The sequence below is a fragment of the Bradyrhizobium brasilense genome (genome assembly GCF_029714345.1).
Taxonomy (GTDB): Bacteria; Pseudomonadota; Alphaproteobacteria; order Rhizobiales; family Xanthobacteraceae; genus Bradyrhizobium; species Bradyrhizobium australafricanum.
In genome coordinates this window covers 6,226,298-6,249,198 of the sequence record NZ_CP121669.1, presented here as the reverse complement: position 1 = coordinate 6,249,198, position 22,901 = coordinate 6,226,298, and the positions used below count along the sequence as shown (strand labels likewise).

General features: G+C 65.1%; 20 protein-coding genes. 13 read left to right on the top strand and 7 right to left on the bottom strand.

Annotated features, from left to right (window positions below):
• Positions 1–5: 5 nt before the first annotated feature.
• From QA635_RS29275 to QA635_RS29250, 6 genes are all read left to right on the top strand, one after another.
• Entirely contained in the window at positions 6–1,004 is a 999-nt protein-coding gene (locus tag QA635_RS29275; RefSeq protein ID WP_425249060.1) for an ABC transporter substrate-binding protein, read from the top strand.
• Between the two features lie 151 nt (positions 1,005–1,155).
• A complete protein-coding gene (locus QA635_RS29270) occupies positions 1,156–1,989 on the top strand; it encodes an ABC transporter ATP-binding protein (RefSeq protein ID WP_283062992.1) in 834 nt (277 codons plus the stop codon).
• 14 nt (positions 1,990–2,003) lie between these two features.
• The gene (locus QA635_RS29265; protein WP_283062991.1) at positions 2,004–3,410 is read left to right on the top strand and encodes an enolase-like domain-containing protein; all 1,407 of its coding nucleotides are present in this window, start codon (positions 2,004–2,006) and stop codon (positions 3,408–3,410) included.
• Positions 3,407–4,558, top strand: a complete 1,152-nt coding sequence (locus QA635_RS29260) for a Gfo/Idh/MocA family protein (protein WP_283062990.1) — start codon at positions 3,407–3,409, stop codon at positions 4,556–4,558. Before QA635_RS29265 ends, QA635_RS29260 begins: the two co-directional genes overlap by 4 nt.
• A gap of 14 nt (positions 4,559–4,572) precedes the next feature.
• Positions 4,573–5,766, top strand: a complete 1,194-nt coding sequence (locus QA635_RS29255; RefSeq protein WP_283062989.1) for a dihydrodipicolinate synthase family protein — start codon at positions 4,573–4,575, stop codon at positions 5,764–5,766.
• Positions 5,766–6,629: a sugar phosphate isomerase/epimerase family protein gene (locus QA635_RS29250; RefSeq protein WP_283062988.1), complete on the top strand. Its 864-nt coding sequence runs from the start codon at positions 5,766–5,768 to the stop codon at positions 6,627–6,629. The genes QA635_RS29255 and QA635_RS29250 overlap by 1 nt, the downstream gene beginning before the upstream one ends.
• Before the next feature lie 46 nt (positions 6,630–6,675).
• Here QA635_RS29250 and QA635_RS29245 read toward each other — a convergent pair whose 3' ends face one another.
• Complete coding sequence (locus QA635_RS29245; RefSeq protein ID WP_283062987.1) at positions 6,676–7,368, bottom strand: potassium channel family protein; 693 nt, start codon at positions 7,366–7,368, stop codon at positions 6,676–6,678.
• 129 nt (positions 7,369–7,497) lie between these two features.
• Positions 7,498–8,424 (bottom strand): Spy/CpxP family protein refolding chaperone, encoded by a 927-nt coding sequence (locus QA635_RS29240; protein ID WP_283062986.1) that lies wholly within the window; start codon positions 8,422–8,424, stop codon positions 7,498–7,500.
• Positions 8,425–8,475: 51 nt separating this feature from the next.
• Here QA635_RS29240 and QA635_RS29235 point away from each other — a divergent pair, with 51 nt between their 5' ends.
• Positions 8,476–8,931, top strand: a complete 456-nt coding sequence (locus QA635_RS29235; protein WP_283062984.1) for a hypothetical protein — start codon at positions 8,476–8,478, stop codon at positions 8,929–8,931.
• A 522-nt stretch (positions 8,932–9,453) separates the two neighbouring features.
• Here the strand turns inward: QA635_RS29235 and rocD are convergent.
• Together rocD and QA635_RS29225 are read right to left on the bottom strand one after the other, a co-directional pair.
• Positions 9,454–10,668, bottom strand: coding sequence for an ornithine--oxo-acid transaminase (gene rocD / locus QA635_RS29230; RefSeq protein WP_092083348.1), 1,215 nt, complete (start codon positions 10,666–10,668; stop codon positions 9,454–9,456).
• Between the two features lie 111 nt (positions 10,669–10,779).
• Entirely contained in the window at positions 10,780–12,003 is a 1,224-nt protein-coding gene (locus tag QA635_RS29225) for a cytochrome P450 (RefSeq protein WP_283062983.1), read from the bottom strand.
• A gap of 204 nt (positions 12,004–12,207) precedes the next feature.
• Between QA635_RS29225 and QA635_RS29220 the strand changes: the two genes are divergently transcribed.
• The 6 genes from QA635_RS29220 (at position 12,208) to cnbZ (ending at position 19,348) form a co-directional block, all read left to right on the top strand.
• Positions 12,208–12,741 (top strand): thiamine pyrophosphate-binding protein, encoded by a 534-nt coding sequence (locus QA635_RS29220; RefSeq protein WP_018270486.1) that lies wholly within the window; start codon positions 12,208–12,210, stop codon positions 12,739–12,741.
• The gene (locus tag QA635_RS29215; protein WP_283062982.1) at positions 12,738–13,328 is read left to right on the top strand and encodes a thiamine pyrophosphate-dependent enzyme; all 591 of its coding nucleotides are present in this window, start codon (positions 12,738–12,740) and stop codon (positions 13,326–13,328) included. Before QA635_RS29220 ends, QA635_RS29215 begins: the two co-directional genes overlap by 4 nt.
• 64 nt (positions 13,329–13,392) lie before the next feature.
• Complete coding sequence (locus QA635_RS29210) at positions 13,393–14,094, top strand: TetR/AcrR family transcriptional regulator (protein WP_076827113.1); 702 nt, start codon at positions 13,393–13,395, stop codon at positions 14,092–14,094.
• A 1-nt stretch (position 14,095) separates the two neighbouring features.
• Positions 14,096–15,289: an efflux RND transporter periplasmic adaptor subunit gene (locus tag QA635_RS29205; RefSeq protein WP_283062980.1), complete on the top strand. Its 1,194-nt coding sequence runs from the start codon at positions 14,096–14,098 to the stop codon at positions 15,287–15,289.
• Between the two features lie 81 nt (positions 15,290–15,370).
• The gene (locus QA635_RS29200; protein WP_283062979.1) at positions 15,371–18,472 is read left to right on the top strand and encodes a multidrug efflux RND transporter permease subunit; all 3,102 of its coding nucleotides are present in this window, start codon (positions 15,371–15,373) and stop codon (positions 18,470–18,472) included.
• Positions 18,473–18,604: 132 nt separating this feature from the next.
• The gene (cnbZ, locus tag QA635_RS29195; protein ID WP_283062978.1) at positions 18,605–19,348 is read left to right on the top strand and encodes a 2-amino-5-chloromuconate deaminase CnbZ; all 744 of its coding nucleotides are present in this window, start codon (positions 18,605–18,607) and stop codon (positions 19,346–19,348) included.
• A 162-nt stretch (positions 19,349–19,510) separates the two neighbouring features.
• Here cnbZ and QA635_RS29190 read toward each other — a convergent pair whose 3' ends face one another.
• The 3 genes from QA635_RS29190 to QA635_RS29180 are packed head-to-tail and all read right to left on the bottom strand — an operon-like array spanning position 19,511 to position 22,890.
• Positions 19,511–20,401 (bottom strand): ABC transporter permease, encoded by an 891-nt coding sequence (locus QA635_RS29190; RefSeq protein WP_283062977.1) that lies wholly within the window; start codon positions 20,399–20,401, stop codon positions 19,511–19,513.
• A 4-nt stretch (positions 20,402–20,405) separates the two neighbouring features.
• The gene (locus tag QA635_RS29185; RefSeq protein WP_016842919.1) at positions 20,406–21,347 is read right to left on the bottom strand and encodes an ABC transporter permease; all 942 of its coding nucleotides are present in this window, start codon (positions 21,345–21,347) and stop codon (positions 20,406–20,408) included.
• Between the two features lie 31 nt (positions 21,348–21,378).
• A complete protein-coding gene (locus tag QA635_RS29180) occupies positions 21,379–22,890 on the bottom strand; it encodes an ABC transporter substrate-binding protein (RefSeq protein WP_283062975.1) in 1,512 nt (503 codons plus the stop codon).
• Positions 22,891–22,901 lie beyond the last annotated feature (11 nt).

Here is a 22,901-nt window from a genome sequence, read left to right as displayed (position 1 = left end):
AGAACGTGATGCGATTGATCACTGCTGTCATTGCCGCGCTGGCTTGGACCGCGCTTGCGGTGGCCCCCGCATCCGCGGCCGACAAGGTCGTGCTGATGCTGAACTGGTACGTCTATGGCGAGCACGCGCCGTTCTATTATGGCAAGGCCAAGGGCATCTATGCCACTGAGGGCATCGACCTCGAGATCCAGGAAGGCCGCGGCTCGGCCGCGACCACGCAGGCGGTGGCCGCCAAGACCGCCGATTTCGGCTATGTCGACGTGCCCACCATGATGCGCGCGGCCGTGAAGGGCGCGCCCGTGATCGCCACCGGCGTGCTGCTGCAGACCAGCCCGATGTCGGCGATGAGCCTTGCCGACAAGAACATCAGAAAGCCGGAGGACATCAAGGGCAAGACGGTCGCGATCACGCCGGCGGATTCGATGACGCAGATCTGGCCGCTGTTCCTGAAGAAGACCGGCCTGAAGGAAAGCGATTTCAACACCGTCGCCGGCGACGGCCAGACCAAGCTCAACGCCGTGATCAACGGTCAGGCCGACCTGCTGCTCGGCTACGTCATGGACCAGTCGATGAAGATCAAGGACGCCACCGGCAAGGACGTCTATCCGATCAAGTTCGCCGACTACGGCATCAACATGGTGTCGTCGGGCATCATCGCGAACTCCGACTATGTGAAGGCCAATGCCGACCTGGTCCGCCGCTTCATGTCGGCGACGACCAAGGCGGTGGAAGCCGCCGAGAAGGACCCCAGGGCGGCTGCGCAGTCGATCCTCGACGCCAACCCGAAGGGCGGCAAGATCGACACGTTGACGCAAGGCTTCGAGCTGACGATCCCGCTCTATCGCACGCCGGAGACCAGGACTAAGCGGCCGTTCCAGGTCACCGACCAGAACATGACCGAGTCGGTCAATTTGATGGTCGAGTATGGCGGCCTCGACGCCAAGGCCAAGGCCAATCCGAAGGCGTTCTACACCAACGACTATCTGCCGAAGGGCGACTCGTGAATCATCACCACCGACTGTCGTCCCTGCGAAAGCAGGGACCCATAACCACCGGCGTTGATTGGTACGGAAGGTCTCTGCTCGCGTGCCCAAATGAGAGGACACGGCGTATGGGTCCCTGCTTTCGCAGGGACGACGGGTGGAGAGGGCTGTGATGAATCCAGCCAATGTTCTGCCCGCAGCGCATCTTCGCCTGGTGTCGGACCGCGCGGCGGGAGCCACGCCGGGTATCAAACTGTCCGGCGTGTCGAAGACCTACCGGTCGCGCGACGGCGATGTGCCGTCGCTGCGGCCGCTCGACTTTACCATCAATGACGGCGAGTTCTTTGTCGTGGTCGGGCCGTCCGGCTGCGGCAAGTCCACGCTGCTCAAGATGATCTCAGGCCTGCTGCCACCGACGACGGGCGAGGTGCTGGTCGACGGCGAGCCGGTGACCAGGCCGCACGGCAATGTCGGCATCGTGTTCCAGAACGCGCTGTTGCTGCCGTGGCGCAACATCCTCTCCAACGTGATGCTGCCGATCGACATGAAGCAGCTGCCGCGGAACAAATACCTCGCGCGCGCCAAGGACCTGCTGAAGCTTGTCGGCCTCGAAGGTTTCGAGAAGAAGCTGCCCTGGCAGCTTTCCGGCGGCATGCAGCAGCGCGCCTCGATCTGCCGCGCGCTGGTGCACGACCCCAAGATCATGCTGATGGACGAGCCGTTCGGCGCGCTCGACGCCATGACGCGCGAGCGCATGAACGTCGAATTGATGCGGATCCAGCGCGAGACCGGCAAGACGGTCCTGTTGATCACGCATTCGATCCCGGAGGCCGTGTTCCTCGCCGACCGTGTGCTCGTGATGACCGAGCGGCCCGGCGCGATCGCCGCGATCTACGACGTGCCGATGCCGCGGCCGCGCTCGCTCGAGACGATGTCCGATCCCGTCTTCAACGAACTGGTGCAGCGGATCCGGAAGCATTTCTTCACCCAGGGGTCGCTGGACTAACACCCGAGCCTTCAATGCCGCTTCGCCTCAAGGTCAACGATATCGCGTTCTTCGAACGGCCGCTGGTATTCGCCCGGCCGTTCCGCTTCGGCGCGGTGACAATCACCGCGTCGACGCAGTTGTTCGTGCGGGTTGAGATCGAGGTGGAGGGCAAGGGCCGCGCCACCGGCGCCAGCGCCGAGATGCTGGCGCCGAAATGGTTCGACAAGCGGCCGCATCTGACCGAAGCGCAGTCGCTCGACGGGCTCCGCCGCTCGCTTGCGATTGCACGTGAGCTCTATCTGGCGAACACGGGTTTTGAGACCGCGTTCGGCTTGCACGCCGCGTGTATCGGTCCGCAGGTCGCGGCGTGCGCTGCGGAAGACATTCCGCCGCTTGCCGCCGGCTTTGGCCCGGCCGAGATCGACAAGGCGATCCTGGATGCGCTGCTGCGCGCGGCCGGCGCGAACGTCTTCGACGGCATGGCCGGCAATATAGCCGGCATTGATGCGCGGCTGACGCCGGATCTCGACGACGCCGCGATCGCGCGGTTCATGTCGACGCGCAAGCGGCTCGAGCGTGTCGCCGTCAGGCATACGGTCGGAATGGACGACAAGGTTGAAGGCGAGGGTGGCGTCGCCGACCGCAACGAGATCGCCGGTGCGCGTTATTTCAAGCTCAAGCTGAACGGCGATCCGGCGCATGACGCGGCGCGGCTGGCACGGATCGGCTGCGAGCTCGCAAAGCTGCCTTACGCCACCAGGATCACGCTCGACGCCAACGAGCAATATGCGGACCTTGCCGCGCTGAACGCGCTGGTCGACCGGCTCGACCATGACGCGGCGCTGCAGCCGATCAGGGCAAACCTGCTCTATATCGAGCAACCGATGCCGCGCGATATCACAAGAGCCTCGCCGCTCGGGAAACTGGCGGCGTACGGCTTCATCATCGACGAGGCCGACGATTGCTATGACGCATTCCCGCAGGCGCGTGCGCTCGGCTATCGCGGCATCTCCTCAAAATCCTGCAAGGGCATCTACAAGTCGATCATCAATGCCATCCGCGCGGCGGCGTGGAGCGCGGATGGCGAGCGCTATTTCGTCAGCGGCGAGGACCTGACCTGCCAGGCCGGGCTCGGCGTGCAGCAGGACCTCGCGCTCGGGGCGCTGATCGGCGTCACCCATGCCGAGCGCAACGGGCATCATTATGTCGATGGCTTTGCCGACACCCCGGCTGACGAGGCCGACGCCTTCCTCACCGCGCACCCCGATCTCTACACGCGCGAGCGCGGCAAGGTCCGCCTCGCGATCCATGACGGCGATCTGCTGACCGGATCGATCGCCGTCGCGCCGGGCTTTGCCAGTTCGATCCATCCGGACTGGTCCATCATGCAGCCGCTCAAGCGGCCGACACCACGCGTTTCGCAGGAGCAAGCAGTATGACGACCAAACGCCTCGGCCTGATCATGAACGGCGTCACCGGCCGGATGGGGCTCAACCAGCATCTGATCCGCTCGATCGTCGCGATCCGCGAGCAGGGCGGCGTGCAGCTTGCGAACGGCGACCGCGTCATGCCCGATCCGATCCTGGTCGGCCGCGACGCCGAGAAGGTCGGCGCGTTGGCAAAACGATACAGCATCGAACGACACACCACCGATCTCCATCGCGCGCTCGCGGACAAGGGCGACACCGTGTTCTTCGACGCCGCGACCACGCAGGCGCGGCCCTCGCTGCTGACCAAGGCGATCAATGCCGGCAAGCATGTCTATTGCGAGAAGCCGATCGCGACCAATCTCGAGGAGGCCGTTGCGGTCGTGAAGCTCGCCAATGCCAAGGGCCTCAAGCACGGCACGGTGCAGGACAAGTTGTTCCTGCCGGGCCTGAAGAAGCTCGCCTTCCTGCGCGACTCCGGTTTCTTCGGCCGCATGCTCTCGGTGCGCGGCGAGTTCGGCTATTGGGTGTTCGAGGGCGGCTGGCAGGAAGCGCAGCGGCCGTCGTGGAACTACCGCGCCGAGGACGGCGGCGGCATCATCCTCGACATGGTCTGCCACTGGCGCTACGTGCTCGACAATCTGTTCGGCGAGGTCGAGAGCGTAACCTGCCTCGGCACGACTGACATCCCCGAGCGCTATGACGAGAAGGGCAAGAAATACCAGGCGACCGCCGACGATTCCGCCTACGCCACCTTCCGCCTGAAGGGCGGCGTCATTGCGCACATCAACATGAGCTGGGTGACGCGCGTCTACCGCGACGACCTCGTCACCTTCCAGGTCGACGGCACCCATGGCTCGGCGGTGGCGGGCCTGACCGACTGCATGATCCAGGCGCGCGAGGCGACGCCGCGGCCGGTGTGGAATCCGGACGAGAAGCGGATGCACGATTTCTATGCCGACTGGCAGAAGCTGCCCGAGAATGTCGTTTACGACAACGGCTTCAAGGAACAGTGGGAGATGTTCATCCGCCATGTCTGCGAGGACGCGCCCTACAAATACACCCTGCTCGAAGGCGCCAAGGGCGTGCAGCTCGCCGAATGCGCGCTGAAGAGCTGGAAGGAGCGGCGCTGGATCGACGTCGCCCCGATATCAGTCTGAGAAGGGGCTTTGTCATGAACAAGCCTGTCCGACCGATGTCATCGCTGTCGCTGAAGCTGCCGACCGCTGGCGGCGGCCTCGAGACCTATCGCCTGGCGGCGTCGCGGACCTTTCCGGCGAAGCTCGAGGGTACGCTGAACCGCGTGGCATTCTCGGCGGCGCATGTGGTGGCCGATCCGCGCGCCGACGTCGATCCCTGGCTGGCCGCGGCGATCGACTGGGACAAGACGATCGCGTTTCGCGAGCACGTCTGGGACCTCGGCCTCGGCGTCGCCGACGCCATGGACACCGCGCAGCGTGGCATGGGGCTGGACTGGGCGACCTCGCTCGAACTGATCCAGCGCTCGGTGAAGGCGGCAAAGGCCAGGGGCAATGCGCTGGTGTTCTCCGGCGCCGGCACCGACCATCTCGCGGTGGAAGATGCCAGGTCGATCGACGATGTGATCCGTGCCTATGAGGAGCAGATCGCGGCAGTGGAGAAGGCCGGTGGCCGCATCATCCTGATGGCCTCGCGCGCGCTGGCAAAGCTCGGCAAGAGCGCTGACGACTACGCCAGGGTCTACGACCGCGTGCTGTCGCAGGTTCGTGAGCCCGTGATCATCCACTGGCTCGGCGACATGTTCGATCCGGCTCTATCAGGCTACTGGGGCACGGCCGATCTCGACAAGGCGATGGATACGGCGGTTGCGATCATCAACGCCAGTGCGGCCAAGGTCGATGGCGTCAAGGTGTCGCTGCTCGACAAGCAGCGTGAGATCGACATGCGGCGCCGGCTCGATCCGCGGGTCAAAATGTACACCGGCGACGACTTCAACTATGCCGAACTGATCGCCGGCGACGACAAAGGATTTTCCCACGCGCTGCTCGGCATTTTCGATGCGATCGCACCGGCGGCGTCCTACGCGCTGTCGCGGCTCGCCGCCGGCGATGAGGCCGGCTTCCACGACGTGCTGGGACCGACGGTGCCGCTGTCGCGCCACATCTTCAAGGCGCCGACGCGCTTCTACAAGACCGGCATCGTGTTCATGGCTTATCTCAACGGGCACCAGGATCACTTCACCATGGTCGGCGGCCAGGAGAGCGCGCGCTCGACTTTGCATCTTGCCGAGCTGTTCCGGCTCGCCGACAAGGCCGGTCTGCTCGCCAATCCGGAGCTCGCAACGCGCCGGATGGCGACGATCCTGGCCACGCGCGGCATCGACGCCTGATGCGCGACTTCTCCAACGATCACCGCTGGCTGTCGCTGAACACAGCGACCGTCCGCAAGCAGGGCGATCTCCTCGCCATCGTCGAGGCCTGCGCGCGCCATGGCATCCGCGCCATCGATCCCTGGCGCGACCAGGTCGCAGCCGTCGGCCTCGATCGCGCCGTCCGTGCGGTCAGGGATGCCGGGCTCGATCTGTCGGGCTATTGCCGCGGCGGCATGTTCACGGCAGATGGCGCGCATCGCAGCGAAGCGCGCGACGACAATCGCCGTGCTGTTGACGAGGCGGCGGCGCTCGGCGCCTCCTGCATCGTGCTGGTGGTCGGCGGCCTGCCGCAATATTCACGGCCGGGCAGCGCCGCGTCCAAGGATATCGCGTTGGCGCGATCGCAGGTGCATGACGGCATCGCGGAGATGCTGGATTATGCGAAGCAGGCAAAGCTGCCGCTCGCGATCGAGCCGCTGCATCCGGCCTATGCCGCCGACCGCGCCTGCGTGAACACCACAAGGCATGCGCTCGATATCTGCGACGCGCTCGATCCCGGCAGAACCGGCGCGATCGGCGTCGCGCTCGACGTCTATCACGTCTGGTGGGATCCTGAGCTGATGAGCCAGATCGCGCGCGCCGGCCAGGATCGCCTGCTCGCGTTCCATGTCTGCGACTGGCTGGTGCCGACCAAGGACATCCTCAACGACCGCGGCATGATGGGCGACGGCGTCATCGACATCAGATCGGTGCGCGCCGCCGTCGAGGCGCAGGGCTTTGACGGCTATTCGGAGATCGAGATCTTCTCGAATGACTGGTGGGGCCGTCCGCTGGACGAGGTGCTGCGAACCTGCATCGAGCGGCACCGGACGGCGGTCTAGAACGCCGGCAGGTGGGCACGGCGCTGCATGCGCGCCTCGTGCCTCATCAGGACTCCTCGTTGCGGTGCTCGATCTCCAGCGTGACGAGGCGCGCCAGCAGCGTTGCCGGGTAGAGTTGGCCGAAGATCGCCTCGAGATTGCACAGGCTTCGCGCGATCGGATGCAACGGAGCGACGTCGCCATAACCTGTCGTCGTGAGCGTGGCGAAGCTGAAATAGAGGACGCGGCTCGCCAATGTCGGGCTGTCTTCCACCTTCATGCCGGGAAATGCGTCGGGCCTCAGCGTGCCGACAAAGGTGTAGAGCGCCGCGAAGATCACGGCGACCGTGAGATAGAGCAGGACCGCGCCGATCACACGGTGATAGGTGACGCGGCCTGGCGCGAACGTCGCACGCGCCACCGTCACCGCCATGGTGAGGCCGACGAGCAGCCAGGATGCGGCGAACAGGTTGAGATCGAAAATTGAAGGTGAGTGTAGTCTCAGGATCCCGCCCGTGACGATCATGACGAGCGCGACCAGCATCGTGACGACCGCCAGCGCGCTGCCTGACATCAGGAAGACGCCGCCGACCAGGACCAGCGCGAGCAGAAGCTCAAAAATCTGGAATTCGAACAGGCCCAACGCCTGCAACGGCGCCACCACGAAAATCATGACCAGGAGCAGGACAGTGAGCACCGTCAACAAGGAATCGCCCCAGCGCTCGCGTAGCTCGCCAGTGCTCATCCAGCCGCGCTTCATTCCCGCCCCGTCATTCGGCATTGCATCGGGATGCCGGTGACAGACATTGCTGCGCGCCGGCCGCAAAGGCAAGATGGGGGACTGGCATTCTGTGGCGCGCCCGGCGATCCGGAGCGCCGGCCGGCCGTCTCAGGGGCTCGCGACCCGCTGCAGCGTGTTGAAGCGGGCTTTCTGCTCGCTGCTCAGCATCGCATAGAACTCGTCCAGTGCAGGCTCGATCAGCTTCGCGGCCTTCTGCATGGCCTCGAGCCGGTGCTGCATCGCCTCCAGCCGGCCGACCGGTGTCAGCGGCACGTCGTTCGGGCAGGCCGCCTGCAGGTCCGCGATGGCTTTTGTGGTCGCATCGCTCAGGCGGTCGAGTGCCTCCTTCTGCTTGCCCGCCGGATGAAGCGAGGCCGCGATCCGGTTGATCGGCAGGTGGGCCAGGTCGGATTTCGAATCGCCGCAATTGCCGGCTTGCGCGGTCGCCTCCTGCTGCTGCGGCGAACGCTCGCCGACATGTGGACCGAGCGCGTTGAAGCGGGCCTGCTGCTCGTCGCTGAGTGAGCTGTAGAAATTCTCCAGTGCAGGCCGCACGATCTTGATCGCCTCGAGCGTCGCGCTGATGCGGTTCTCCATCGACCGCAAGCGGCCGGTGGGCGTCATGGCATAGCTGTCCGTGCAGGAGTCCTTGAAGATATCGGCGGCTGTTGCCGCTGATGTCTTCAATTCATCTAGGAGCGCGCGCTGCTGCTGGTCCGGCCGTACCGCCCGCGCGATGTCGGCAAGCGGCCAGGCCGTGACGCCCTTGTCCGGCTCTCCGCAGAGCTGCTTGACTGCCTGCGGGCTCGTGTCGGTGCGCCGACGGGACCGATAGCCGCCTGCGGCCGCCGGATAGTCGCCAGGGTTGATACTGGCATAGGCGGAGTAGGGACTGTTGGTGTCCCAGAACACGGTGTCGACGAAGTCGTCATAGGCGTAGGCCCAATAGCCGGGCTCGTAGGCATAGGACCAGAACGTGTAGTCAAAGATGTCCGAATAGGCGTAGGGCCAGAACACCGGCCCAAGCCACGCCACGAAGGCCGCGTGGCTGCCGCGTCGCCAGGCATGTCGGGGCGCCCAGCCGCCTTGGCGCGCCGCAAGCCCTACTTGGCCTTGCGCACCTGCCTGCTCGCGGAAGCGCGCGGCAAATCGCTCACGCTGAGCCGCCTGTGTCGCGGCCGTGGTCGCGACAGCAGCGCCAACCGTCGCTGCCGGCGCGAATCTCTGCTGGCGGGCAACGTCGGCCTGCTGCGCACGCTGCTCGCGCTGCAACAGGCGGTTCTGCGCCTGCAGGGCGCGGTCATGGACGCGCTGCGCGCGTGCGCCTTGGACCTTTTGCGACTGCAATTGCTGCACGCGTTGCTGCAGGCGATCGATACGGGTCTGCCGCTCGGTGGTCTGGCGCGAGAGCGCGTCGCGCTGCCGCTGCTGCGCCGCCTGCTGGCGTTGCTGGATCATTTGCTGATGCTGCTGCGCGCGCTGTTGAACGCGCTCCGTCGGCGACGGCCGCTCGCTCAAGCGCGAAGGTGGGCTCGGGCGTGATGGCGCCGCGATATGCGGAGCCTGGCGCTGCGGTGCTCCGCGACGGAATTCGGGGCGTGGCGTTGCGACACGCGGCGCGGCGATATCGGGGGCCTGGCGTACCGACGGGGCGGCGAAATGCGGGGCCGGGCGCGGCGCCATCGCCGGTCGCTGCGGGGCGTGGAACGCGGGTGCTGCCGGCCGTGCCATCGCGGGTGGCCGCGCCATTGCAGGCGGTCTCGCCATTGCGGGCGGCCTGGCCATTGCGGGAGGGGCGGCGTGTACCATCGGGGCGGGACGTGCCATTGCGGCAGGTGCAGCCGGCCTTGCCGCCGGTGCACCCCTTCCGTGTGGCTGGGCGGACGCGCCGCCGTTCGCCACGAGCATCGAGCTGCCAATCAAAAAGCCAACAAACAAAGCGCTGCGGGAAAGCATGGGCGTAGCTCTCCGTTCAACAGTCGCCCGCAGGGCTTTAACGCGCAGATCTTGGATTCGTTCGTTATGGCTATAGCCGGCGTTACCGTCTTCCGACGCAGGGAACCGTCAGGAGACGTCCTGCGTGAGGGTCGCCGCGATCCGCTCCGTCGCCCAGTCGACCTGATCGGCCGTGATCACCAGCGGCGGAGCGATCCGGATGGTGTGCTCGTGGGTGTCCTTGGCGAGGATGCCGCGCGCCTGCAGCTCCAGACAGTAGCGGCGGGCGCCGCCGGCTTCCGGGTGCAGCTCGATCGCCAGCATCAGCCCGCGCCCGCGCACCTCGCGGATCACGTTGGCGCGGATGTCCTGCAATCCGGCGAGAAAGCGCGCGCCCTGTTGCGCCGCGTTCTCGATCATTCCCTCGTCGATCAGCACGCGCAGCGCCGCCCGCGCCACCGCGCAGGCCAGTGGATTGCCGCCGAAGGTCGAGCCGTGCTGGCCGGGCCGCAACGTGCCGAGCACGGCGTTGTTGGAAAGCACCGCCGACACCGGATAGAAGCCGCCCGACAGCGCCTTGCCGAGCAGCGTCACGTCGGCTTCGATCCCTTCGTGCTGCTCGGCGAGCAGCTTGCCGGTGCGGCCGAGCCCGGTCTGAATCTCGTCGAGCACAAGCATCACATTATGCGCGGTGCACAGCTCGCGCACGCGGGCGAAATAGCCTGGCGGAGGAATCACGACGCCGGCTTCGCCCTGGATCGGCTCGACCAGGAAGGCCGCGGTGTTCGGCGTGATCGCCTGCTCGAGCGCGGCGGCATCGCCGAACGGGATGATCTTGAAGCCCGGCGCGAACGGGCCGAAATGATCGCGCGAGCCGGGGTCGGTCGAGAAGCCGACGATGCCGAGCGTGCGTCCGTGGAAATTATTGGCGCAGACGATGATCTCGGCCTGTCCGTCCGGCACGCCCTTGACCTCATAGGCCCATTTGCGCACCGACTTGATCGCGCTCTCCACCGCCTCGGCGCCGCTGTTCATCGGCAGCACCTTGTGCGAGCCGGTCAGCTCCGCGAGCTCGCGGTAGAAGGGAGCGAGCTGGTCGTTGTGGAAAGCGCGCGAGGTCAGCGTCAGCCGATGCGCCTGCTCGATCATGGCTGCGAGGATCTTAGGATGGCAGTGGCCCTGGCTCACCGCCGAATAGGCGGAGAGGCAGTCGAGGTACCGGTTGCCATCGGTATCCCAGACCCAGACGCCTTCGCCGCGGGACAGCACGACCCCGATCGGCTCATAGTTGTAGGTGCCGAACTGCGCTTCGGTTGCGAGGAAATCAGTGACCGATGCATTCATCATGCGTCACTCCCGCTGCAGCGCACGAGAGATTACATCAAATCGTGCCTGCAGTTGATTTGGGCATCAGTTCCTCCACAGGGAAGTGTGTCGCCGGCCAAATGTGTCGTCTTATGCGCTGATGCTGCAGGGCACGCTGAGAAAGCCGCGGAAGCGCACCCGCCCGCCGCGCACCGGCTCGCCGTCGAGCGCGTAGCTCGGGAAGCGTTTGAGGAACCGCGAGATCGCGATGGCGCCTTCGAGGCGCGCCAGCGCCATGCCGGCGCATTGATGCGCGCCGGTGCCGAAGGCGAGGTGGCGGTTCGGCGTGCGCGCGACGTCGAAAGCTTCGGGGTTGGGGAATTGCGCGGGGTCGCGGTTGGCCGCGCCGATGCACAGCGTGACCAGCGTGCCCGGCGGCAGCTTGATGCCGCCGAGCTCGGTCTCTTCCACGATCATGCGGTTGCCGAGCTGGTTCGAGCTTTCGTAGCGCAGCATCTCCTCGACCGCGGTCTTGATCAGCTCGGGTTGCGCGATTAGCCGTTGCTTCTGATCCGGATTTTGGCTGAGCGTCACCAGCCCGTTGCCGATCAGATTGGTCGTGGTTTCGTGGCCGGCGTTGAGCAGGAAGATGCAGTTGTGCAGCAATTCCTTCGCGGTCAGCCGCTCGCCATTGTCCTCACCCTGGATCAGCCTTGTCAGCACGTCGCGTTCGGGATTGCCCGGTCTGGCGCGGCGGCGTTCAACCAGCGTTTCGAGATAGGCGAGAAAATCCTTCACCGCATTGTTGCCGCGGTCGAACGCGTCCTTGCCGATCACTGGCTCCAGCGCGCCCAGGATCGCCAGCGACCAGTCGCGCAGCGGCTCGCGTTCGTCGTGCGGCACGTCGAGCAGATTGCCGATCACCTCGACCGGAATTGCCGAGGCGAAGTCGCCGATCAACTCGAAGCGGTCGCGGGTCTCGATCCGGTCGAGCAGGCTGTCGACCAGCGCGATCAGGTCAAGCTCCATGCCGGCGATCGCCCGCGGCGACAATGCGCCCATGATCAGCCGCCGCACGCGGGTATGCGCCGGTGGATCGTTGAAGACGAGGCTTGTCGTGTGATGCTCGTAGAGCAGCGAGTTGCCGTATTTCGGCAAGAACTCCTTCTTCTTGTCGGAGGAGAATGCCTTGGTGTTCTTGTAGGCGGCGATGAGGTCGTCGTAGCGGGTGAGAAAATAGCAGCCGTTCGGCAGCCGCTTGACCGGCGCGTTCTCGCGCAATGCGCGATAGGTCGGATAGGGGTCAGCGTAGAACTCCGGCGTCAGCTTCTCGAGGTCGAAGCCGTCAGCCAGCTCGCGCGCGTGTCCGTTCATGGCGCATCCAACCCAATTAGTTTCATTTGCAACTATCGTAAGCCGCGGGCGGCGGCCGCGCAACACAATTTGCCAGGCGCCGGGAACAGCGCGCCGGGCGCCGCGTGGTGCGAGCAAATCGCAGAGCCATATGCGGTTTTGCGCTTTGATGAAGCGCGCGCGCCCCTCTACAGTCGCGACCAAACAACAAGACCGGAAACGCCAATGCATGCCCGTGCCGACACTGCGGCCTCCTGGCCCGAGGAGATCTTCTCGATATTGCAGCGCTTCGAGGTGCGTCAGGTGCCCTACGTGCCGGACGCCGGCCATTCAGAGCTGATCGAGCGGGTGCTGGGGTCGTCCTCGATGCGCGGCATCGCGCTGACCACCGAGGAGGAGGGCGTGGCGCTGCTCGCGGGCGCCTGGGCCGGCGGCCAGCGCGGCGTGCTGCTGATGCAGTCGAGCGGGGTCGGCAATTGCATCAACATGCTGTCGCTGGTGCAGATCTTCCGCCTGCCGTTCCTCACGCTGGTGACGATGCGCGGCGAATGGGGCGAGTTCAATCCCTGGCAGGTGCCGATGGGCTCGAACACGCAGGGGATTCTCGAATTGTCCGGGATCAAGGTGCTGCGCGCCTCGCACCCTGAAGAGGTCCGCGAAGTCGTCGAGGCCGGCGCGGCGCAGGCCTATAACGCCTGCACGCCAACCGCCGTCCTGCTGTCGCAGCGCCTGATCGGGGCAAAGGTCTTCACCAAATGAGCAAAGCCAATCTCCTCGACCGCCGTGCCGTCGTTTCCGAGCTGCTGAAAGATCGCAAGAGCGCCTTCGCCGTCGGCGGCCTCGGTGCCTCGACCTATGACATCGCCGCCGCCGGCGACCACGACCGCAACTTCTATCTCTGGGGCGGCATGGGCGGCGCCGTGATGATCGGGCTCGGCCTTGCGCTGGCCCAGCCGACGCTGCCGGTCGTCGTGATCACCGGCGACGGCGAGATGCTGATGGGGATGGGAAGCCTCGCCACCGTCGGCCTGCAGCAGCCGAAAAATCTCTCGATCATCGTGCTGGACAATGAGGCTTACGGCGAGACCGGCGGCCAGGCTAGCCACACCGGCGGAACCGCCGACCTCGTGGGTGTTGCCAAAGCTTGCGGAATCGGGGATAGCCGGGCGATCAGCACCATGGCGGAGGTCGAGGCTTTTGCCTCGTCTTTGCAAGACGTTACGGCCGGGCCGCGGTTCGCCAGCGCGAAGATCGACGGGGCCAATCTGGAGCGCGTGCTGTCCAGCCGCGACGGCACCTACCTCGTGAACCGCATCAGAGGGTCGATCGGCCACACTCCTATTTAAAGTGGCTTTCGCGGTGCAATAGAACCTTGACTTTTGGTAAAGTGAGTGATTACTCACGACCCAGATGTCTACCTTACGCATGACGAGTGACTTGCGGCGTCAGTTGATCCTGAGCGCCGCAAAGCGGTGTTTCGCCCGCAGCGGCTTTGCCGGCACCACGACAAAGAGCGTGGCGGCCGCGGCTGCCATTTCGGAAGGGCTGCTGTTCAAGCACTTCCCGTCCAAGGCGGCGCTCTATGCCGAGATCCTTGCCGAGGAGTGCGAGGCGGATCCCGATCTCGCGCATTTGCTCGGCCAGGAGCCCTCGACCGCGACCCTGGTCGAGCTGGTGCAAGGCATGGTCGATCACTTCATGCAGTTGCGTGATGCGCCGGACCAGGAAGAGACGCAACGGATGCGGCTGATGGTGACGAGCCATCTCGACGACGGCGAGTTCGCGCGCCTGCTCTATGACAAGGTCGGCAAGCTGATCGGCCCGACCTTCGCCGCCTCGCTCGAGCGGGCGATTGCCGCCGGCGAGGCCACTAAGATCGGCGACGAGCCGCTCAACCTGTTCTGGTTTGCGCACCATACCGTGCTGATGGGTGCGCTGACCCAGCTGCCTGCGACACCATGCCTCCCCTACGGCGATGCCGCCGCGGCCGAGCGGCAGCTTTGCCAATTCATCCTTCGCGGCATCGGACTTACCGAAGCCGCAATTTCAACTCATTTGGGCCGCCAGCCGTCGCCGATCGCAGGACCGTCGGTAACTGCAGAAAGTGCATGACATGAATATTCAGACCGAAAGCCACATCTCGGGGCAACCGATCAAGGAGAAGCAAGCCAAGCGTCCCGTCCGCATGGTGCGCTGGTTCATCATCGTAGGCTTGTTGCTGGCCCTGCTCGTCGGTGCGCTGGTCGGCTTCAACGCCTTCCGCAGCCACATGATCGCGCAGTTCTTTGCCAACAATAAGCCGCCGCCGGCGAACGTGTCGGCCGTCGAGGCGAAGACGGAGGTGATTCCGAACCTGCTGACCGCCGTCGGCGATCTCGTCGCCGTGCACCAGGTCAACGTCACGACCGACGTGCCGGGCCGCATCACCGAGATCCAGTTCACCGCCGGCAGCCATGTAAAGGCCGGCACGCCGCTGGTGCAGTTGTTCGACGCACCGGAGCAGGGCGACCTCGCCAACTACAAGGCGCAGGCGACCGTCGGCGAGCTGCAGCTCGACCGCGCCAAGCAGCTCGCGTCGCGCCAGTTCGGTCCGCAATCGACCGTCGACACCGCGCAGGCGGCTTACGACCAGGCCAAGGCGGGCATCGCCAAGACCGAAGCGCTGATCTCGCAGAAGCTGGTGCGCGCACCGTTCGAAGGCGATCTCGGCGTGCGCCAGGTCGAAGTCGGCCAGTATCTGACGGCCGGCACGCAGATCGTGTCGCTGACCGATCTGTCGGTGCTGTACGCCAACCTGACCGTCACCGAGAAGCAGAGCTCGCAGATCAAGGTCGGCCAGGCCGTACGCGTCTCGGTCGACGCCTATCCGGGCCGCACCTTCGAGGGCCAAATCACGACCATCGAGCCGCAGATCGCGACCGACACCCGCAACATCCGGGTTCAGGCCACGATCCAGAATCCGGACAGCATCCTCAAGCCCGGCATGTTCGCGACCACCACGATCGTGCTGCCCGGGAAGCCGCCGGTCGTGACCATTCCGGAAACCGCGGTCGACTACACGCTGTACGGCGACTCGGTGTTCCTGATCACCGAGAAGAAGGGCGACGACGGCAAGACCACCCTGACCGCGGACCGCACCTTCGTGAAGACCGGCAACCGCGTCGAGGGCCGTGTCGAGATCCTCAAGGGTCTGAAGGCGGGGGACAAGGTCGTCGCCGTCGGCCAGATCAAGCTGCAGTCGGGCATGCCGGTTGCGATCTCGACCGATCCGCCGCCGCCGGTTCCGGCCGAACCGCCGCGCTACTGATCTTCATTCATCGAACTCGGAGGGCCATCGGCCCTCCGCCACATCTTGCCGCAAGCCGGCAGAACACGAATCGAGTTGGCGATGGCCTTCACTGATATTTTCATCAAGCGCCCGGTGCTGTCGGTCGTCGTCAGCCTGCTGATCCTGCTGATCGGCCTGCGCGCGGCGATGGTTTTGCCAATCCGGCAGTATCCGAATCTTTCGAACACCGTCGTGACGATCACCACGTCATATCCCGGTGCATCGCCCGAGCTGATCAACGGCTTCATCACCACGCCGATCGAACAGGCCGTCGCGTCGGCCGAAGGCGTCGACTACATGACGTCGAACTCGGTGCTCGGCACCTCGACGATTCAGGTCTACGTCAAACTCAATCACGATCCGAACCAGGCGCTCACCGAGGTGCTCGCCAAGGTCAACTCGGTCAAATACCTGATCCCGAAGGAAGCCTTCGATCCCGTCGTGACCAAGGCGACCGGTGACACCATCGCCGTGATGTATCTCGGCTTCTCCAGCGAGGAGCTGACCGGATCGTCGATCTCCGACTATCTGACCCGCGTCGTGCAGCCGGTGCTCTCGACGGTCGATGGTGTCGCCTCGGCCGACATCCTCGGCGGCCAGACCTTCGCGATGCGCGTCTGGCTCGATCCGACCCGCATGGCCGGACGCGGCGTGTCGCCAAACGACGTCGCCGCCGCGATCGCCGCCAACAACTTCCAGGCCGCCGCCGGCCAGACCAAGGGCTTCTTCATCGTCTCCAACGTCTCGGCCAATACCGACCTTCAGAACATCGATCAGTTCAAGCGGATGATCGTGAAGGCGAAGGACGGCGGCTTTGTGCGCATCGAGGACATCGCGACGGTGGAGCTCGCGGCGCAGAGCACGGACGCCAGCGTCGCGTTCAACGGCGAGCATGCGATCTTCATCGGCATCAAGGCGACGCCGCAGGGCAACCCGCTGACCCTGGTGAAGGGCGTGCGCGCGCTGTTCCCCGACCTCGAGCGCAACCTGCCGCCGTCGATGAAGATGAAGGTGGCCTACGATTCCACCAAGTTCATTCAATCGTCGATCGATGAGGTCGAGAAGACGCTCACCGAAGCGGTCCTGATCGTCGTCGTCGTCATCTTCCTGTTCCTGGCCTCGCTGCGGTCGGTGATCATTCCCGTCGTCACCATCCCGCTGTCGCTGATCGGCGTCTGCATCCTGATGCTGGCCGCCGGCTTCAGCTTCAACCTGCTGACGCTGCTGGCGATGGTGCTGGCGATCGGCCTCGTGGTCGACGACGCGATCGTTGTCGTGGAGAACATCCATCGACATCTCGAGGAGGGCCTGCCACCGGTGCAGGCATCGCTAAAGGGTGCCCGCGAGATCGTCGGTCCCGTCATCTCCATGACGATCACGCTGGCGGCGGTGTACGCGCCGATCGGCTTCCTCGGCGGCGTGACCGGCACGCTGTTCCGCGAATTCGCCTTCACGCTGGCGGGCTCGGTGATCGTGTCGGGCGTGATCGCGCTGACGCTGTCGCCGATGATGTGCTCGGTGTTCCTCAAGAGCGCGGAGGAGGGGCGTTTCGCCAGGGTGGTCAACCGCGTGTTCGGCGCGTTGACGCGGGCCTATGGCCGTCAGCTCGACCGTTCGCTCGACTACCGCCCGATCACGGCGCTGTTCGCCGTGACCATCCTCGGTCTGGTCGGCTTCCTCTATATGCACATCCAGAAGGAACTGGCGCCGCAGGAGGACCAGGGCATCGTGTTCGCGGTGACCAAGGCGCCGAAATACGCCAACATCGACTACATCGATTTCTACGGCGACAAGATGGACAAGGAGTTCCAGAAGTTTCCCGAGACCGACCTGCGGTTCATCCTGAACGGCATCACCGGTCCGCAGGGCGGCTTCGCGGGCATGCTGCTCAAGCCGTGGGATGAGCGCAAGCGCAGCGCGCAGGCGCTGCAGCCGCTGGTTCAGGCCGAGCTGTCCAAAATCGAGGGCATCAGCGCGTTCGCGTTCAGCCTGCCGCCGCTGCCCGGCGGCCCCGGCGGTCTGCCGGTGCAGATGGTGATCTCTTCGACGGCCGGATTCCAGCAGGTGTTCGACCAGATGAGCAAGCTGAAGGATGCGGCGCGCAAGAGCGGCCTGTTCATCGTCACCGACAGCGATCTCGACTTCAATCAGCCGGTGGTCCGGGTGAAGGTCGATCGCTCGAAGGCGAGCGACCTCGGCATCACCATGCAGTCGATCGGTGGCGCCCTGGCGACGCTGCTCGGCGGCAACTATGTCAACCGCTTCAATCTGGAAGGACGCTCCTACCAGGTGATCCCGCAGGTGCCGCGCGCCAGCCGGCTCGCGCCTGAGGCATTCAACGATTACTACGTCCCGACCGCGACCGGGCAGCTGGTGCGGCTGTCGACCGTGGTTTCGGTCGAGACCGGCGTCGATCCCAACGCGCTGACCCACTACAACCAGCTCAACTCGTCGACCTTCCAGGCGGTGCCGATGCCCGGCGTCTCGATGGGACAGGCGGTGGAGTTCCTGCAGGGTGAAGCCAAGAAGCTGCCGTCCGGCTTCAGCTACGACTTCCTGGCCGACTCCCGGCAATACGTCCACGAAGGCAACCAGCTGCTGGTCACCTTCGCGTTCGCCATCATCATCATCTTCCTGGTGCTGGCGGCGCAGTTCGAGAGCCTGCGCGATCCGTTCGTGATCATGATCTCGGTGCCGATGGCGATCGTCGGCGCCTTGATCCCGCTGTTCTTCGGCGTCGCCACCATGAACATCTACACCCAGGTGGGCCTGCTGACGCTGGTCGGACTGATCACCAAGCACGGCATCCTGATGGTGGAGTTCGCCAACGAGTTGCAGCTCAACGAGGGACTGGACCGCCGCGCGGCGATCGAGATGGCCGCCCGGATCCGCTTGCGTCCGATCCTGATGACGACGGCGGCGATGGTCACCGGCCTGCTGCCGCTGCTCACGGCCTCGGGCGCCGGCGCCGCCAGCCGCTTCTCGATCGGGCTTGTGGTCGTGGCCGGTATGACGATCGGCACGCTGTTCACGCTGTTCGTGCTGCCGATGGTCTACACGGTGATCGCGACAGACCACCAGGCCGCGGCCCATTCCGATCGCGCCAAGCAGATCGCCGACTACGAGCTCGACCGTCGCGGCGGCGCGCTGAAACCGACCTGAGCCCTCCAAGCTCATGCTCGCAGGGAAGGCGGCACTGGCGAAAGCCACTGCCGCCTTTTCTTTGTCTCGTGATAGCCTTTGCCAACGGCGGGCAGAAAGCACTCGCCTTAAGGAAATCCGGAGGAAACAGGCATGGCGAGCGAGTTTGCGGCGGGCAATTACCGGTTCATTCCGGCCGTGTTCCAATATTCAAGCGGCGCGCAGGCGAACGCGGGCTATGAGATCGAGCGGGTGCGCTTCGATCGCCTGCTGCCGCTCGCGGAAGGTTTTGCGCGGATCGCGGCCTATATCCGCGATGCCGGCCGGCCGCTGACCGCGTTCTGCGCCTGCGAATTGCGTTCGCCGGCCGCCTTCACCGAGGACGGCTTCCGCGCCTTCAACCAGCACTACGTCAAGACGCTCGCCGAATGGGGCCTGTTCGACGGCACCATCAATCCGGTGGCGCGCAGCAACGTCTGTCCCGAGATCGATCCGCCGGCCGAGCCGTCGTTCCATGCGTTCTCGTTCACGCGGCCGAGCACGACGACGTCGCCGTCCTTCGTGATCGCCGGCGGCGCCGAGGCCCGCGGCGGCACCGCCAGCTATCCCGACCGCATCGTCTGCTATCGCGATCTCAGTCCCGGCGCGTGGCGGGAGAAGGTCCGCTTCACCGCGAGCGAGATGGAACGCCGTCTGGCGGAGTTCAGCTTCGGCTGGCAGGAGACGACGGCGGTGCAGGCCTACACCGTGCACGACATCCATCCCGTGCTCGTCGACGAGCTGGTCCGCCGCGGCGCCACCCGCTCCGGCCTGACCTGGCACTTCTGCCGCCCGCCGGTGGTCGATCTCGAATACGAGATGGATTGCCGGCGCGTGCTGCGCGAGGTGGTGCTTTAGGTTGAACAGCCCAAGGCGCGTACACAGCTAGTCCCGTCATCCTGAGGAGCGCGCAGCGCGTCTCGAAGGATGAAGGGCCCGGTCGGTGGCCGTGCATCCTTCGAGGCTCGCTCCGCTCGCACCTCAGCATGACGGGGAGGGATGGGCGCGCTCAGTTTGCAGTCACCGCGCCTTCGGGTCGAGCGCGTCGCGCAGGCCGTCGCCGACCAGATTGAACGACAACACGACCAGGAAGATCGCAAGCCCCGGCCAGACCGCCATCCAGGGCGCGCTGGTCAGGAAGCGTTGCGCGGCGTTGAGCATGCTGCCCCAGGACGGCGCCGGCGGCTGCTGGCCGAGGCCGAGGAACGACAGCGCGGCCTCGGCGATGATCGCGGCCGCGATCGACAGCGTCGCCTGCACCAGCAGCGCCGGCAGGATGTTGGGCAGGATGTGGACCAGCGCGATGCGCCAGCGCGGGTTGCCCATGGCGCGCGCCGCCTCGACATAATCCTCGGCCTTGACGCTCATCACCTGGCCGCGGGTCAGGCGGATGAAGATCGGGGTCGCCGAGACGCCGATCGCGATCATGGCATTGCTAAGACTCGGGCCGAGGAACGCTGCGAGCGCGATCGCCAGGATCAGGAACGGGCAGGCCAGCATCGCATCGGTGATGCGGCTGATCAACGCGTCGATGAAACCGCCGCGATAGCCGGCGACGAGGCCGAGCGGCACGCCGATCGCAAGCGCGATGCCGACCGAGATGACGCCGGCAAGCAGCGAGGCGCGGGCGCCGAACACGACGCGGGCGAACACGTCGCGGCCGAGTTCGTCGGTGCCGAACCAGTGCTGCGCCGACGGCGCCTTGCGTACCAGCGACCAGCTCGCCGCGACCGGATCATAGGGCACGATCAGCGGCGCGAACACGGCGAGCAGGATGAAGAGCGCGATCACGGTGAGCCCGAGCACGGCACCCTTGCGCCGGATCAGCCGCCGCCAGGCGCGCCGCGCCGGGCTCTCGAGCGTTTCGGCGGCGGCAAGCGGAGCGAGGGGGCTGAGTGCAGCGTCGGTCATCCGATCAGCCCCTGAGCCGCGGGTTGACGAGGATGTAGGCGATGTCGGCGATCAGGTTGAGCGTGATGTAGATCGTCGCCGTGGTCAGCACCACGCCCTGCACGACCGCATAGTCGCGGTTGAACACGGCGTCGACGATCAACTTGCCGAAGCCCGGGATCGAGAAGATCTGCTCGGTGAGCACCGCACCCGACAGCAGCGTGCCGAGCTCGAGCGCGCCGAGCGTGATGATCGGTGTCAGCGCGTTGCGCATCGCATGCTTGAGGATCACCGTGCGTTCGGACAGGCCCTTCGCCCGCGCGGTGCGGACATAGTCGCTCTCCAGCACCTGCAACATCGCGCTTCGCGTATGCCGCATCAGGATCGCCGCGATCGCATTGCCGAGCACGAAGGCCGGCATGACGGATGCGGCGAGGCTCGCGCGCCAGTTTTCGCTGAGCGGCACGTAGCCGGAGGCCGGCAGCCAGCCAAGTTCGACGGAGAACAGGAAGATCAGCATGATGCCGAGCCAGAAATTTGGCGTCGAGATACCCCACAGCGCGAACAAATTGGCGCCATAGTCCCACGCCGTGCCGATTTTCACCGCCGAGATGATGCCGGCGGGAATGCCGATCAGGAAGGCGACCACGATCGCCATGCCGGCGATCTGCATCGTAACCGGCAGCTTCTGCGCGATCAGGCTCGACACCGGCATCTTGTTGCGCAGGGACTCGCCGAGGTCGCCCGTGAGCACGCCCTTGACCCAATAGGCATATTGCACCGGAATCGGTTGATCCAAATGGTATTGCTGGCGGATCTGTTCGATGACGGCCGGATCGCGCTCCTCGCCGGCCATGACGAGTGCCGGATCGCCGGGCAGCAAATGTTGCAGCGAGAAGATCAGGAGCGAGACGAAGAACAGCGTCGGGACCAGCTGAACCAGCCGCTTGGCGAGGAAGTTCAGCATTGTCGGCCCCGCGTGTCCTGCGCTGTGGCGATCATCTCAATTTCAGCCCGACCACGCGCACCAATCCGTCCGGCATCTGCCGGTAACCCTCGACCTTGGTGGAGTGCGCGATCAGGAGTGTGCGGTGATAGAGATAGATGATCGGCTCGTCATTGAGCACGGTCTTGGTCATCTTCTCGTAGATCGCCTTGCGCTGGGCGGGATCGTTGATCAGCCGCGCATCTTCCATCAGCTTGTCGGCTTCCGCGTTGGAATAGCCGCCGTCGTTCTGCGGCGCCTTGGTGTGCAGGAAGACATAGGAATTGCCGTCAGGATCAATCCGGCCGCTCCAGTTGATCTGAAACACCTGAAATTCGCCGGCCTGGGCCTGCTTGAAAGTCGTCGCAAATTCGACCACGCGGATCTTGATGTCAAAGCCGGCTTCGGCCGCCATCGACTGCACGACCTGGGCCACGGCTTCGTTCTCGGCGCCTTTGGGGACCATGTAGTCGATGGCGACGGGCAGCGTGACACCGGCCTCCTTCAGCAGCGCCTTGGCCTTGGCAATGTCGCGTCCCCGAACCGGAAACGCCTTCTGATAGTAAGGGTGTGTCGGGCTGACCCACTGATTGCCCGGCGTGAACTCGCCGTTGAAGACGACCTGGTTGAGCGCCTCGCGGTCAATCGACAGATCGAGCGCCTGGCGCACCTTTTCCGACTGGCTGAGCGGCCCCTTGCTCTTGTCGTTGCCGACGTTGATGGTGAGGCCGAGATAGCCGAGTTCAGGTGCGGTCGACAGCACGAGCCGCTTGTCACCTCGGACGTCCTTGATATCGGTGGCGAGCACGCGCTCGATCAGATCGAGCCCGCCGGATTTCAGATTGGCGAGCCGCACCGTGGCATCGACGATAGGAAGGAACACGATGCGATCGATGAAGACGTTGTCCTTGTTCCAGTAATCCCCGAATTTCTCGAACACCATGCGGTCCTGCTGCACGCGTTCGACGAACTTGTAGGGTCCGGCGCAGACTGGATGCAGCCCGAATTTGTCACCCGCTTCCTTCACCGCCTTCGGCGAAACCATCATGCCGGCGCGGTCGGTCAACTGGGCGATCAGCGGCGAGTAGGGCGTCTTGAGCACCAGCTTGATGGTCAGGGGATCAACGACGTCGACGTGGTCGAGCGCAGCCAATTCCGGTTTGCGAAACGAGGTCGGCAGCGTCAGATGGCGCTCCAGCGAGAATTTGGCGGCTTCGGCGTCGAACGGCTCACCGTCGTGGAACTTGACGCCCGGCCGGAGCTTGATCGTCATCTCCTTGCCGTCGGCCGAGTTCTCGTAAGACAGCGCGAGTTGCGGAACGATGTTCAGCTTCTCGTCAATGTCGAACAGCTTGTCGCAGAAGGCCGAAAACACGATGCGGCCGACATAGGTGCGTCCGATTGAAGGATCGAGGATGTCGGGGTCCTCGGCGAGCCCGATGCGAAGTGTCGTCTCGGCACGCGCGCTCGTTCCGCACCATGTCACGAGGGCCGCCATCAGGACCGCCAAGCGCCAAAATCTCATCGCCAACCCCT

Coding starts and splice junctions, on each gene's coding strand:
- QA635_RS29270 (WP_283062992.1), top strand. CDS start 1,156: ATGAATCCAGCCAATGTTCTGCCCGCAGCGCATCTTCGCCTGGTGTCG.
- QA635_RS29265 (WP_283062991.1), top strand. CDS start 2,004: ATGCCGCTTCGCCTCAAGGTCAACGATATCGCGTTCTTCGAACGGCCG.
- QA635_RS29260 (WP_283062990.1), top strand. CDS start 3,407: ATGACGACCAAACGCCTCGGCCTGATCATGAACGGCGTCACCGGCCGG.
- QA635_RS29255 (WP_283062989.1), top strand. CDS start 4,573: ATGAACAAGCCTGTCCGACCGATGTCATCGCTGTCGCTGAAGCTGCCG.
- QA635_RS29250 (WP_283062988.1), top strand. CDS start 5,766: ATGCGCGACTTCTCCAACGATCACCGCTGGCTGTCGCTGAACACAGCG.
- QA635_RS29245 (WP_283062987.1), bottom strand. CDS start 7,368: ATGAAGCGCGGCTGGATGAGCACTGGCGAGCTACGCGAGCGCTGGGGC.
- rocD (WP_092083348.1), bottom strand. CDS start 10,668: ATGAATGCATCGGTCACTGATTTCCTCGCAACCGAAGCGCAGTTCGGC.
- QA635_RS29225 (WP_283062983.1), bottom strand. CDS start 12,003: ATGAACGGACACGCGCGCGAGCTGGCTGACGGCTTCGACCTCGAGAAG.
- QA635_RS29220 (WP_018270486.1), top strand. CDS start 12,208: ATGCATGCCCGTGCCGACACTGCGGCCTCCTGGCCCGAGGAGATCTTC.
- QA635_RS29215 (WP_283062982.1), top strand. CDS start 12,738: ATGAGCAAAGCCAATCTCCTCGACCGCCGTGCCGTCGTTTCCGAGCTG.
- QA635_RS29210 (WP_076827113.1), top strand. CDS start 13,393: ATGTCTACCTTACGCATGACGAGTGACTTGCGGCGTCAGTTGATCCTG.
- QA635_RS29205 (WP_283062980.1), top strand. CDS start 14,096: ATGAATATTCAGACCGAAAGCCACATCTCGGGGCAACCGATCAAGGAG.
- QA635_RS29200 (WP_283062979.1), top strand. CDS start 15,371: ATGGCCTTCACTGATATTTTCATCAAGCGCCCGGTGCTGTCGGTCGTC.
- cnbZ (WP_283062978.1), top strand. CDS start 18,605: ATGGCGAGCGAGTTTGCGGCGGGCAATTACCGGTTCATTCCGGCCGTG.
- QA635_RS29190 (WP_283062977.1), bottom strand. CDS start 20,401: ATGACCGACGCTGCACTCAGCCCCCTCGCTCCGCTTGCCGCCGCCGAA.
- QA635_RS29185 (WP_016842919.1), bottom strand. CDS start 21,347: ATGCTGAACTTCCTCGCCAAGCGGCTGGTTCAGCTGGTCCCGACGCTG.
- QA635_RS29180 (WP_283062975.1), bottom strand. CDS start 22,890: ATGAGATTTTGGCGCTTGGCGGTCCTGATGGCGGCCCTCGTGACATGG.